Below are 12757 nucleotides of genomic sequence, written 5' to 3'. Positions count from 1 at the left end.
AGGAAACCAAAAGCAGGAGATAATCGTGAGAACACTTTCGCTGTTGACCGCCGTCGAACGTCTTGAGGATGCCAAGCAACTGGATCCGCTGGCCGGCGTGGTCCGGGGCCTGGTGAAGAAGGCTGTTCGGCCACGCTGGCTGCGGGACGTGCTGCACGGCGTCCCGCTGGGCCATCCCCTGCATCCGTTGATGGTGCAGGTTCCTCTCGGCGCCTGGATTTCCGCGGCGGTCCTGGACTGCCTGCCCGGGGCAGAAAAGCAGGCCGCTGTTCTGGTGGGCCTCGGTCTGGCCACGGCAGGACCGTCGGCGCTGGCCGGCTACGTGGATTTTTCCGAACTGCATGAACAGCACCAGCGTATCGGCGTCATCCATTCAACCGCCAACGCCGCCGCCGTCGGCCTCTATTCCGTGTCGCTGTTCCAGCGGCTGACAGGCAAACCCGGCGGCGGTCGGATGCTTGGATTCCTGGGGCTCGGCGTGGTGTCCGCCGGTGGCTGGCTTGGTGGTCATCTGGCCTTCCGGCAGGCGGCAGGTGCGAACCATGCCGAGGACGTTCCGCATCGGATCCAGCCCGGCTGGCAGCGGCTGGTGCGTTTGGATGAACTGACGGCGGGCAGGATGGAGCGGCGGATGCTGGGCTCCGTCCCGCTTCTGGTGCTGCGCACCGCCGAAGGCAAGGTCCACGTTTTATCCGACACCTGTAGCCACTTATCCGGTCCGCTGAGCGAGGGCACGCTGCAGATCGAGGGCGGCGTCAGCTGTGTCATGTGCCCGTGGCACATGAGTGTATTTTCGCTGGAGACGGGCGACGTGGTGCACGGTCCGGCCACGTCGCCGCAACCATCATTCCGGACGCGCATCACCGAAGGCACCGTGGAGGTTTGCCTTCCCGGCGCCGGCTAGGCCATGCTCCAGACTCCCCACCGATCGACGTAGCACTTGGCCCATGTCAGTCGGGAAACCTGGGCGTTGACTGCGTCATCGATGGTGGGGAGGGGCGGAGATCAGCTGGGGATGAGGGTCAGCTGGCTTCGGGAATGTTGAGCCACTGGTACCAGCCGCGGTGCAGCACAAGCCAGGCCATCAGGCCATAGCCGGCCTGGCCGGGAGTGCCCCCGTTGCCCGCCAGATCGGTGCGCCACTGCTCGTGGTTCTGCAGCGGGGAGAAGGTGTCCACATAGCGGTGCTTGCGTCGGGTGCTGACGTCGGCGAAGGCTGTGTTGAGGTCGGCGAGCTTCCTGTTCAGCACCGGATCGAGGCTCGGCGGCGGACCGACCACGAACGCCGGGATGCTCAGCTGCGACGCGCCGTCCAGAATATTGGCGAGATTTAGCCTGCTGCGCGCGGTGGACAGCCCAAATTCGATGTCGCGGGCGGACAGCCCGATGATCAGCCGGTTTTCATGGAAGTCGTCAAAGCGGCGTCCGGCCTCCTGCAGCCAGCGCGCGGCCAGTGCCTCGGTGCCTTCCTGCGGGCTCGCCAGCGCGTAGGTCTCCACCGAGATGCCCTCCCGCGGGGTGCGGGCCAGCACTCGGCCCAGCCACCCCAGTGCGCGCGGGTCGCCTACCCCCGCAATGAGCTCGTCTCCGACCGCGGCAATCCGCAGTTTCCTGTCCTCCACTAGTGACCTCTCGTGTACTGCTGCATAATGGACCGCCTCAAAGAAAGCTGCCCGGCCTGTGATGCAGACCGGGCAGCCGAGGCGTTTACTTGCGTTCGAACGCCTGCTTGATCAGCAGCGCCTGCTCCACGGCGTGGCGCTTGGCAGAGCCGGTGGCCGTGGAAGCGGACGCCGGACGGGACACCAGCCGGAGCTTGCGCTCCAGCACCGGCGCCAGGTTCAGGCCCATGAACGGCCACGGACCTTGGTTGGCCGGCTCGTCCTGGGCCCAGACGATGTCCGCATTCGGGTACTTCGCCAGTTCCGCGTTGATCTCCGCGAGCGGCAGCGGGTAGAGCTGCTCCACCCGGATGATCGCGGACTTCGGATTTTTGGCATTGCCTTCTGCAGCAATACCTTCAGTGGCCTTCTGCTGGGCAGCCAGCAGATCGTAGTACAGGCGGCCGGAGACCAGCACAACGCGTTCGACGGCGTTGCCGTCCTGCACCGCTGCATCACCGATAACCGGTCGGAAGCCGTCCTGGGTGAAATCCTCCACGGCCGATGCGGCGGCCTTCAGGCGCAGCAGCTGCTTGGGAGTGAAGACGATCAGCGGTTTGCGGGGCTTGCTGTAGGCCTGGCGGCGCAACAGATGGAAATGCGAGGCGGGAGTTGTCGGGTTGGCGACGACCATGTTTTCCTCCGCACACATCTGCAGGTAGCGCTCGATCCGCGCAGACGAGTGGTCCGGTCCCTGGCCCTCGTAGCCGTGCGGCAGCAGCAGCACCAGCGAGGAACGCTGGCCCCACTTCTGCTCGGCGGAGGAAATGAATTCGTCCACGACCGTCTGGGCACCGTTGGCGAAGTCCCCGAATTGGGCCTCCCAGATCACAAGGGCGTCCGGGCGTTCCACCGAGTAGCCGTATTCAAAGGCCATGGCGGCGTATTCGGACAGCAGCGAATCGTAGATCCACAGTTTCGCCTGCGAATCGCTCAGTTTGGTCAGCGGCGTCCACTCAGTGCCGTTGGCGCGGTCGTGGAAGACCGCGTGGCGCTGGACGAAGGTGCCCCGACGGGTGTCCTGGCCTGCCATCCGGACCGGTACGCCTTCCATCAGCAGCGAACCAAGGGCGGCGAGCTCGCCAAAGCCCCAGTCAATGCCGCCCTCCCGGGACATCTGCTCGCGCTTCTCGAGCAGGGTCTGGAGCTTGGGATGCACGGTGAAGCCCTCGGGGACTTCGACGTGCGACTTGCCGATGTGGGCCAGAGTCTCGGCCGTGATGGCCGTCGACTTCGGCTTGTTGACGCCGCCGTCGGCCTGCTGTGCGGAGGGACGCTCCAGATCCGATACCGCCTGCGAATCGGCGGTGATGATCGGGATCGGGGAGGTCTGCGCGGCATGGGTTTCCGCGAAGACGCGTTCCAAGCGCTCCTGGTAGTCCCGCAGCAGCTGCTCGGCCTCTTCCTCGGAAATGTCACCGCGACCGATCAGGGCCTCCGTGTACAACCGGCGGACCGAACGCTTGGCCTCAATCAAGTTGTACATCAGCGGCTGCGTCATCGACGGGTCGTCGCCTTCGTTGTGGCCCCGGCGGCGGTAACAGACCATGTCGATGACGACGTCCTTGCTGAACTTCTGCTGGAACTGGTAGGCCAGCTGGGCCACCCGGACGACGGCCTCCGGATCGTCGCCATTGACGTGGAAGACCGGAGCCTGGATCATTTTCGCGACGTCGGTGGAGTACACCGACGAGCGCGACGACGACGGCGCCGTCGTGAAGCCCACCTGGTTGTTCACCACGACATGGATGGTTCCGCCGGTCCGGTAACCGCGCAACTGGGAGAGGTTCAGTGTTTCCGCTACCACTCCCTGCCCGGCGAAGGCCGCGTCTCCGTGCACCATGATCGGCAGCACGGGAAAGGCTTCGCCTTGATCGAGGCGGTCCTGCTTAGCGCGGACGATGCCCTCGATGACGCCGTCGGCGGCTTCCAAGTGGGACGGGTTTGCGGCCAGATAGACCTTGGTGTTATTGCCATTGTCCGAGGTGAATGTGCCCTCGGTGCCGAGGTGGTACTTGACGTCTCCGGACCCCTGGACGCTGCGCGGATCCTGGATTCCTTCGAATTCGCGGAACACCTGGGAGTAGGTCTTGCCGGCAATGTTGGTCAGTACATTCAGCCGGCCGCGGTGGGCCATCGCGATCGCCACCTCGTCCAGGCCGTCGTCGGCGGCGTCGGAGATAATGCTGTCCAGCAGCGGAATCAGGGACTCGCCGCCCTCCAAGGAGAAGCGCTTCTGGCCTACGAACTTGGTCTGCAGGAAGGTCTCGAAGGCCTCGGCGGCATTGAGCTTGGAGACGATCCGCAGCTGTTCTTCGCGGCTGGGCTTCGAATAGGGGTGCTCCAGCTGGTCCTGGAACCACTTGCGCTGTTCCGGGTCCTGAATGTGCATGTACTCGATGCCGGTGGTGCGGCAGTAGGCGTCGCGGAGCACGCCGAGGATGTCACGGAATTTGAGCATCGGTTTGCCACCGAAGCCTCCGGTGGGCCACTCGCGGTCCAGATCCCAGAGCGTCAGACCGTAGGTGAGGACGTCCAGGTCGGGGTGCTTGCGCTGGACGTATTCCAGCGGGTCGGTATCGGCCATCAGGTGGCCTCGGACGCGGTAGGAGTGGATCAACTGCTGGATCCGGGCCACCTTGTTGATTTGATCGGCCGGATCGACCTGAAGATCGTGGCTCCAGCGGACCGGCTCGTAGGGGATCCGCAGGGATTCGAAAATCTCGTCGTAGAAGTTCTGCTCACCTAGCAGCAGCTGCTGCACAAGGCGCAGGAACTCGCCGCTGCCGGCGCCCTGGATGACCCGGTGGTCATAGGTGGAGGTCAGGGTGAGGACCTTGCTGACCGCGTTCTGGGCGAGAATCTTGGGGCTGGCGCCCTGGAACTCGGCCGGGTAGTCCAACGCGCCGACGCCGATGATGGCGGCCTGGCCTTTGGACAGCCGCGGAACCGAATGCACGGTGCCAATACCGCCCGGATTGGTCAGCGAGACGGTGGTGCCGGCGTAGTCTTCGGCTGTCAGCTTGCCGTTCCGGGCGCGCTTGATCAGCGTCTCGTATGTCTGCCAGAATTCGGAAAAGTTGAGTGTCTCCGCCTTTTTGATGCTGGGGACCACCAGCAGACGCGAACCGTCCGGCTTGGGCATGTCAATGGCAATGCCGAAGTTGACGTGTGCTGGCTGCACGGCAACCGGCTTGCCGTCGATCTCATCGAAATGGACGTTCATCGACGGGAACTGGGCCAGCGCCCGGATCACGGCGTAGCCGATCAGGTGTGTGAAGGAGACCTTCCCGCCGCGGGCCCGGCCGAGATTGGAGTTCAGCACCACGCGGTTGTCGATCAGCAGCTTCGCGGGGATGGCGCGCACGCTGGTGGCGGTGGGCACCTCCAAGCTGGTGATCATGTTCGTCGCGATGGCCTTGGCAGGTCCGCGCAGAACGGTTGTGCGGTCCTCTTCCGGAATCGAGGTGTCCTTCGCGGCGCGGGGGAGCTGCGCCGGAATCGGGGTGGAGCCGTTGCGGGCGGCGTCCTTGGCGGGGGCTGCCGAAGCCTTAGCGGCAGCAGTGTCACGCGCGGGGGCGGCTGGGGACTGGGCGGCCGGGGCGGCAGGGGACTGGGCGGCGGGTGCTGCCGCGGGAGCGGTCGCGGACTGGGCGGCGGGAGCAGCGGCTGGGGCAAGTGCCTGCGGCGACGCGGGCCTGCCGGCCTGACCGGGGGAAGCCGTGGCTTTGGCAGGCGCCGCCGGCTGTACGACCGGCAGTTCCCGGGTCACCGGACTGGCTTCGTTGCCCGCACCGGTGGAACGGAGTCCGTTGGCCGGCTTCCCGTTGGCCGGATTCCCGCTGTCTGAATCAAAGGATTCAAAGAGCGGCCACCACTTGGTGTCAACAGAATTCCTGTTCTGCTGGTACCGCTCATACAGCTCGTCAACGAGCCACTCGTTTCCGCCAAAATCCTCGGGCAGACGGTGGATAGGTTGATCTGGCACGTGAAATACGCCTCTTCCATGAGTTCTAGTTGCCCGCCGACACAAGCCGCCCCACGCAAGAGGGACTCCTCCGTGCTGACCGTGCGGCTTCTGCCTTTACCAGGTCCGGGTCCTTCAAACCTTTACCTCATGCCAGTCTAGTGAGGAGAGTAACGCGCAGGCCAATCCTCGGCACCGGGTTTCGGTGACTTTCTGGCTAGACTCGTCAAATCGGCACCAACGGCCCTTCCCCGGGACGGATCACGGTGTTTTATGCCAACCGAAGGAAGTGTCAATGCGGTTCCTCAGCGATCCCAGTACGGATCTGACGTACTCTGATGTTTTCCTCGTGCCGTCCCGCTCTGAAGTCGTCTCACGAATGGATGTTGACCTTTCCAGCGACGACGGTACCGGGGCCACCATTCCGCTGGTCGTCGCTAATATGACGGCGGTGACCGGTAAAAGGATGATGGAGACGGTGTCGCGCCGGGGCGGACTGGCCGTGCTGCCGCAGGACATTCCGCTGCCGGTGGTCCGTGATGTCACAGGCTGGGTCAAACAGCGGGACCTGCTCTTCGAAACCCCTGTGACACTGACGCCGCAGGACACGGTCATCGACGCGCTGCATCTGATGAGCAAGCGGGCCCACAATGCCGTGGTGATCATCGCCGGCAATGCTGGCGACGACGGCGACGCCGGAACCTTTGTCGGTGTGGTCCGGACCGCGGATTGCGAAGGGGTGGACCGTTTCTCCTCCCTCCGTTCCGTGCTGCACAGCAACGTGGTGACCATTGATGCCGCCGGTTTTGACAAGATCAGAGGCGGGATCAAACGCGACGTCACAAGCGGCAGCGGCGGCGCTTTAGCCTCCGAGGATGGCCGCCAGGCCACGGACGCGGCTCTGCGCGCGGCCTTTGAGCTGATGGACGCGGCCGGCTCCGATTTTGCCCCAGTGCTTCGGGGAAGGAAGCTGGCGGGCGCGCTGACCCGCACCGGTGCGCTGCGCTCGACGATCTACCAGCCGGCCGTGGACGGTTCGGGGGCACTGCGGGTGGCCGCCGCCGTCGGTATTAACGGCGATGTGCGGGCCAAGGCTGTGGCTCTGCTGGAGGCTGGCGTCGATACCCTCGTGGTGGACACGGCCCACGGGCATCAGCGGAAAATGGTCGATGCCGTCCGGGCCGTGCGCGGAGTGGCCCGCGGCATCCCGATCGTGGCCGGGAACGTGGTCAGCGCGGAGGGCGTCCGCGATCTGGTGGCCGCGGGGGCGGACATCATCAAGGTTGGTGTGGGGCCGGGCGCCATGTGCACCACGCGGATGCAGACCGCCGTCGGACGTCCGCAGTTCTCGGCCGTCTACGAGTGCGCTGCCGCCGCCCGTGAGCTCGGGGCGTCCGTTTGGGCCGACGGCGGCGTGCGTTACCCGCGCGACGTGGCCCTGGCGCTGGCCGCAGGCGCCAGCCAGGTCATGATCGGCTCCTGGTTCGCCGGGACGTACGAAAGTCCGGGGGACCTGAACGTCGACAGTAAGGGGCGCCGTTATAAGGAGAGCTTTGGGATGGCCTCCGCGCGCGCTGTGCAGAACCGGACCCAGCGCGACGGCGCGTTCGAGCGGGCACGCAAGGGCCTGTTCGAGGAGGGGATTTCCTCGTCGCGGATGTATCTGGACCCGGCCCGGCCGGGAGTGGAGGACCTGCTGGACCTGATCACCTCCGGTCTGCGCAGTTCCATGACCTACGCGGGAGCCACGACACTCGCGGAATTCCGGCAAAACGCCATCGTAGGCGTGCAGTCCGCTGCCGGGTACGAGGAAGGCCGCCCGCTACGCGAAAGTTGGTAAGCGGAGTGCGCGGCCGCCGGAACGCGGACCGCGGTGCCGGTCACCGCAGTGCCCAGCATCGCCGCCGACTTCCACGTGCCCTCCACCGATATCCACATCACGATGACGGCGTATTTTGTCACCGTGGCCATGTGCATTCCGCTCAGCGGCTGGCTGACCGTACGCTTCGGGGACCGCGCCGTCTTTTGTTCGGCCATCGCGGTTTTTACGCTGGCTTCAGCGCTGTGCGCGCTGAGTCCGGACCTGACGCTGCTCACACTCAGCCGGATCCACCAGGGGATCGGCGGAGCCATGATGTTTGCGGTCCGGGAGCCTGCCGCGCGCTCCGGCCTGGACTGGGTCGGATTCGGCTGCACCAGTCTGGGAATCGGAGCCCTGGTGATCGGGCTGGAATTTCTCTCCACCGGCACCCAAGCGGCGGGGCAGGGCAGACGGCCCCGCCGTCGTCGTGCTCATTCTTGCCGCTCTGGCCGGCGGCGGCCGCTCTTTGACCTGTCCACTTTTCGGATACGCACCTTCCCGGGTCTCCAACACCGGTGGCTTCATCTTCCGGACGGCGATCAGCTCCGCGCCGTTCCTGCTGCCGCTGTTGTTCCAGGATGGCTACGGCTGGGACCCACTGCGCTCCGGACTGCTCGGCGGCGACCTTTACTGCCTGTGCGCCGATGTCCGCGGTGACCCCGGATCCGCTGATTTTTGTGCTGTTGGTGGTTAGCGGCGTGCTCCGTTCCATCGGGTTCACCGCCTACAACTCCATCCAGTTCGCGACGTCGGTCCGGCCCGGATGAACTCAGCCACCATCGGGCAGCTTGGTGCGGGACTCGGCATCGCGGCCGGGGCACTGGTGGTGCGGCTGGGCGCCGGGCTGGCTGGCGGCGGAGCCACCGGTACCCCGTTCGCCTTCGGGCCGGACCCGCTGATGGAGTACCGGATTGCTTTCCTGCGACCCCGCCTTGGGCGAGGCAGCCGGACCGGCATGCCCACCGTGCCGCCCGCACCAACCGATCGTCCCTAGCCCCACTGAAATTCTTTACCCCGCTCGCTCAGTTGAAAGGAACCTCCATGAAAATCACCGCTGCCGACGTGATCGTCACCAGTCCGTCCCGGAACTTTGTCACTTTGAAGATCACTACGGATGAGGGATTCACCGGTTTGGGGGATGCGACGCTGAACGGCCGAGAGCTCGCCGTCGCCGCGTATCTGACTGAGCATGTGGTGCCGCTGCTGATCGGGCGCGACCCGCACCGCATCGAGGACACGTGGCAGTTCCTGTACCGCAGCGCCTACTGGCGGCGGGGGCCGGTGACGATGGCGGCCATCGCCGCCGTTGACATGGCGCTGTGGGACATCAAGGGCAAGGTGGCCGGCATGCCCGTCTACCAGCTCCTCGGCGGCGCCTCCCGGACGGCCCTGCGCACCTACGGGCATGCCTCGGGTCGGGATCTGCCGGAGCTGTTCGACTCGATCCGCCAGCACCTGGAGGAGGGGTACAAATCCATCCGGGTGCAGACCTCCATCCCGGGCATCAAGGCCCTCTACGGAGTCGCCGCCCAGGCGCAGGCCACCGGCGAGCGCTACGACTACGAGCCGGCCGGCCGCGGACTCCAGCCCGCCGAGGAGGACTGGGACACCCGCGCCTACCTGCGCCACGTGCCGACCGTCTTCGAGGCCGTGCGCAACGAATTCGGCCCGGAACTGCCCCTGCTCCACGACGGGCACCACCGGATGACCCCCATCCAGGCCGCCAAACTGGGCAAGGCGCTGGAGCCCTACGATCTGTTCTGGCTGGAGGACTGTACCCCGGCGGAGAACCAGGACGCGTTCCGGCTGGTGCGCCAGCACACCACCACCCCGCTGGCTGTCGGCGAGGTTTTCAACACGGTCTTCGATTTCCAGACCCTGATCCGCGAACAGCTGATCGATTATGTCCGGGCCGCGTCCACGCACTTCGGTGGGATTTCCGCGCTGAAGAAGGTCATGGACTACGCAGCGCAATACCAGATCAAGTCCGGTTTCCACGGCCCCACGGATGTCTCCCCGGTCGGTCTGGCTGCGCAGACGCACCTGGGTTTGGCGATCCACAACTTCGGTATTCAGGAATACATGGAGCACAGCGAGAAGACCAACACGGTCTTTGAACAGTCCATGACCTTCGCCGACGGGTACCTGCATCCGGGGGAGAAGCCCGGACTCGGCGTCGAACTGAATGAGGAAGTGGCGGCTTCCTTCCCGTATCAACAGGCATACCTGCCCTACAACCGGCTGGCCGACGGCACGGTGCATGACTGTGAACGCCTCTCATTCCGCCGCGGCGGACAACGGCGCCGGGACCGGGAACGAGACGGGTGCCAACACCGCCACCGGGCCGCGGATTGTGGTGATGGGAGTCTCCGGCTGTGGGAAGACCACGATCGGAGCGCTTGTCGCCGATGCGCTGAACGTCCCGTTCGTGGACGGCGACTCCCTGCATCCGGTCAGTAATATCGCGAAGATGGCTGCCGGCACCCCGCTGACGGACACTGACCGCTGGCCTTGGCTCGCCGTCGTCGGCACCGCTCTGGCGGACTCGGACGGCCCTGGCCTGGTGCTGGCCTGTTCGGCGCTCAAGCGCTCCTACCGGGACGCGATCCGGGCGCAGGCGCCGGAAACGCTGTTCCTGCACCTGCACGGCAGCCGCGAGGTCCTCGGCTCCCGGTTGGAAGGCCGCAGCGGACACTTCATGCCCACCACCCTGCTCGATTCACAACTCGGCACCCTCGAACCACTGGCCCGGGACGAAGCAGGCTTCGTGGCCGACATCAACCTCCCGGTGGACCAGATCGTGGCGCAGGCCGTAGCACGGCTGTAGGAAGTGCGCGCGCTGCAGCGCAAAGGGTTCGCCGTGGATCTGGCGGCGGCGCCTTACAATCTCGATGCCGCGTCCATCGCCTGGGTTGATGGCACGATCGCGTCGATGAGCCTGGAAGAGAAAATCGGCCAGCTGTTCATCAACCACAACAATGAGTTCACGCCGGAATATCTGGACGGGGTGCTGGAGAACTACCATGTGGGCGGTATGCGCTACCGTCCCGGCCCCGCCGCGGACGTGCAGGAGCACATCCGCTACGCCCAGTCCACGACCAAAGTGCCGCTGCTGGTAGCCTCCAACCCCGAAATGGGTGGGTTCGGCAGCTGCGATGACGGCACTTTTGTCTGTACGCATCTGCAGGCCGGGTCCCACCCGGACAAGAGCATCGCCCGGGACATGGGCAAGGTGGCGGGAGTGGAATGCACGGCGATCGGCTGCAACTGGGCGTTTGCGCCGATCGTGGACATCCACTACAACTGGCGCAATACCGTCATCTCCACCCGGTCGTTCGGCAACACGCCGGAGATCGTCGTCGAGCGGGCCAAGGAATACTTTGACGGCATCAGCGAGTCCAAGATGGCCTGTGCCATTAAGCACTTTCCCGGCGACGGCGTGGACGAGCGAGACCAGCACGTCGTCACGTCCTACAACACCCTTGACTAAGAGGAATGGAACACGACTTACGGGCACGTGTACCGGGAGATGATCGGGCACGGCTGCAGTCGATCATGATCGCCCCCATCGGCGCACCGGAGCTCTCCCGCCGGTTCCGGCCCGGCCTCCCCGACCAGCAGATCATGCCCGCCACACTGGCGCCGGAGCTGAGGATTTCCAGTACATGCTGGACGGGTACAAATCTGGAGTGTTTACGGAGAAGCGGCTCCACGACGCGCTCAAGCGCCTCCTCGGGCTGAAAGCCTCCCTGGGCCTGCATCGGGCGCCGCGGGACGAGCTCGTTGCCCAAGCCGAGGCGTTGGCCCTGGTGGGAAGCACAGCGCACCGGACGGTGGCAGCTGCCATCGCCGACAAGACGGTCACCCTGATTAAGGACACTTCCGGTAACCTGCCGATCACCCCGGCGACGCACAAGCGCATCCGGCTCTACGGCATCTCCGGGGAGCGGACTTCACCCGCAGCGATCCGCTGGCCTATCTGGATCTGGTCAAGGAGGAGCTGGAGAGTGCGGGCTTCGAGGTGCATGTGTTCAAGACGGCGGCGCAGCGGGAGGCCGACGGCGAGACGGGTGTGAACTTCATGTCCGTCATCTCCGAAGAGGCGACGGGGGATTATGCACAGAAATACGACGCGGCCTTTGTGTTCGCCAATGTGAAGGGTTTTGCCCAGGAGGCAGCTATCCGGATCAAATGGTCGACCCCGATGGCCGCGGAGATCCTCTGGTATGTCACTGAGGTCCCCACCGTCTTCGTCTCGCTGAACCAGTCCAGCCATCTGATCGACGTACCGATGGTCGGGTCGCTCCTGCGGGCGCCCCGGCTAACGGGATGGCCGCTGCTCGCGCCGCCCGGCGATGACACAAGACGCAACATGCGGGCCGGCTGACTTGACCTTCACCATGGCCCAGGTTCTAGCGTAGTGACCGGGCCCGGGTGAAAGAGCCGAAGGCTGCAGTGAAAGGAAGATCCGATGACCGCCCAGCCAAGGATCCTTGCCGGCCCGTTGGTTGCGGACCATTTTGCCGGTCCGTTGGTTGCCGACCATTTTAAGGCCGCCTTCGGGAACCATCCGGCCGGCGTGGCAATAATTACCGCCCGCGGCGTTGCCGGTCCGGTGGGTTTGACGGCGTCCTCTGTTGCATCCGTCTCGGCGGAGCCGCCCGTCCTTTCGTTCTCGCTTTCCTCGCGGACGGGGTCCGCCGCAGAAATCGCGGCGGCGGAGACCTTCGTGGTCCACCTGCTCACCGCAGACAATCTTGACCTTGCCCGGATCTTCGCGCGCTCCAGTTCGGCTTCCTCCGTGTCAGGTTCCTCCGGTTCAGGGCGCTTCACCGGCACCATGAACTGGACATGGCTGGAAACGGGCGAACCGCTGTTGCTCGATGCGTCGCGGGCGCTCCGCTGCCGCGTTCTCAGCCGTACCCCGGCGGGAGACTCGGTGCTGATTGCCGCCTCCGTGCTGGACATCCAGTACGGCGCGGCGGTGGGCAGCCCGCTGGTCTATCACAGCCGTACTTTCCATGCCCTGGGCGCCGGCTCTGTCCTCTAAGGGGCGCGGCGCTGGCTAAGGGGCGCGGCTCTGTCTTTTGACAGTCGCGGGTCTGGACCCTGACTGGCACTGCCCGGACCGCCGGCGCGGGAGCCACCGGCCGGGCCCATAATGTAGACTGTCACTCTCATGGACAGCAACTCTAGGGGCCGGCGTCCGGGTTCGGATTGTGGAAATATCCGCAGTTCCTCGAATACCGCGCACGCCGGCAGACCCCG

The 12757-nt window shown here is 65.4% G+C and carries 12 protein-coding genes and 1 pseudogene; 11 read left to right on the top strand and 2 right to left on the bottom strand.

Annotated elements, in window-relative coordinates; all coding sequences use genetic code 11:
• The first annotated feature begins 25 nt into the window (after positions 1-25).
• On the top strand, positions 26-904 hold the full coding sequence (locus ACLLJI_RS14040; RefSeq protein WP_434613318.1) for a Rieske 2Fe-2S domain-containing protein: 879 nt from the start codon (positions 26-28) through the stop codon (positions 902-904).
• 118 nt (positions 905-1022) lie between these two features.
• On the opposite strand, the gene ACLLJI_RS14035 is transcribed toward ACLLJI_RS14040, so the two are convergent.
• Complete coding sequence (locus ACLLJI_RS14035; protein ID WP_283562243.1) at positions 1023-1622, bottom strand: GDSL-type esterase/lipase family protein; 600 nt, start codon at positions 1620-1622, stop codon at positions 1023-1025.
• 85 nt (positions 1623-1707) lie between these two features.
• The gene (locus ACLLJI_RS14030; RefSeq protein WP_434613313.1) at positions 1708-5649 is read right to left on the bottom strand and encodes a multifunctional oxoglutarate decarboxylase/oxoglutarate dehydrogenase thiamine pyrophosphate-binding subunit/dihydrolipoyllysine-residue succinyltransferase subunit; all 3942 of its coding nucleotides are present in this window, start codon (positions 5647-5649) and stop codon (positions 1708-1710) included.
• Positions 5650-5923: 274 nt separating this feature from the next.
• Here ACLLJI_RS14030 and ACLLJI_RS14025 point away from each other — a divergent pair, with 274 nt between their 5' ends.
• The 10 genes and pseudogenes from ACLLJI_RS14025 (at position 5924) to ACLLJI_RS13980 (ending at position 12539) form a co-directional block, all read left to right on the top strand.
• The gene (locus ACLLJI_RS14025; RefSeq protein WP_434613310.1) at positions 5924-7468 is read left to right on the top strand and encodes a GuaB1 family IMP dehydrogenase-related protein; all 1545 of its coding nucleotides are present in this window, start codon (positions 5924-5926) and stop codon (positions 7466-7468) included.
• Between the two features lie 33 nt (positions 7469-7501).
• Entirely contained in the window at positions 7502-8146 is a 645-nt protein-coding gene (locus ACLLJI_RS14020; RefSeq protein ID WP_434613307.1) for an MFS transporter, read from the top strand.
• Entirely contained in the window at positions 8134-8256 is a 123-nt protein-coding gene (locus tag ACLLJI_RS14015; RefSeq protein ID WP_434613304.1) for a hypothetical protein, read from the top strand. The genes ACLLJI_RS14020 and ACLLJI_RS14015 overlap by 13 nt, the downstream gene beginning before the upstream one ends.
• Positions 8253-8483, top strand: a complete 231-nt coding sequence (locus ACLLJI_RS14010) for a hypothetical protein (protein WP_434613301.1) — start codon at positions 8253-8255, stop codon at positions 8481-8483. The genes ACLLJI_RS14015 and ACLLJI_RS14010 overlap by 4 nt, the downstream gene beginning before the upstream one ends.
• A gap of 47 nt (positions 8484-8530) precedes the next feature.
• Positions 8531-9754, top strand: a pseudogene (gene manD / locus ACLLJI_RS14005) (D-mannonate dehydratase ManD); the annotation flags it as partial.
• Positions 9675-10316 carry a gluconokinase gene (locus tag ACLLJI_RS14000; RefSeq protein WP_434613298.1) on the top strand — a complete coding sequence of 214 codons (642 nt, stop codon included), beginning with the start codon at positions 9675-9677 and terminating at the stop codon, positions 10314-10316. The pseudogene manD and the gene ACLLJI_RS14000, both read left to right, overlap by 80 nt.
• A gap of 3 nt (positions 10317-10319) precedes the next feature.
• Positions 10320-10979 (top strand): glycoside hydrolase family 3 N-terminal domain-containing protein, encoded by a 660-nt coding sequence (locus tag ACLLJI_RS13995; protein ID WP_434613295.1) that lies wholly within the window; start codon positions 10320-10322, stop codon positions 10977-10979.
• Between the two features lie 175 nt (positions 10980-11154).
• On the top strand, positions 11155-11565 hold the full coding sequence (locus tag ACLLJI_RS13990; protein WP_434613292.1) for a hypothetical protein: 411 nt from the start codon (positions 11155-11157) through the stop codon (positions 11563-11565).
• Positions 11562-11876 (top strand): hypothetical protein, encoded by a 315-nt coding sequence (locus ACLLJI_RS13985; protein WP_434613289.1) that lies wholly within the window; start codon positions 11562-11564, stop codon positions 11874-11876. Before ACLLJI_RS13990 ends, ACLLJI_RS13985 begins: the two co-directional genes overlap by 4 nt.
• 84 nt (positions 11877-11960) lie before the next feature.
• A complete protein-coding gene (locus tag ACLLJI_RS13980) occupies positions 11961-12539 on the top strand; it encodes a flavin reductase family protein (RefSeq protein WP_434613286.1) in 579 nt (192 codons plus the stop codon).
• Positions 12540-12757 lie beyond the last annotated feature (218 nt).

The sequence above is a fragment of the Arthrobacter sp. A5 genome (assembly GCF_051131705.1).
In the GTDB taxonomy this organism is placed as follows: domain Bacteria; phylum Actinomycetota; class Actinomycetes; order Actinomycetales; family Micrococcaceae; genus Arthrobacter_M.
This window is presented reverse-complemented; position numbering and strand designations above follow the sequence as displayed.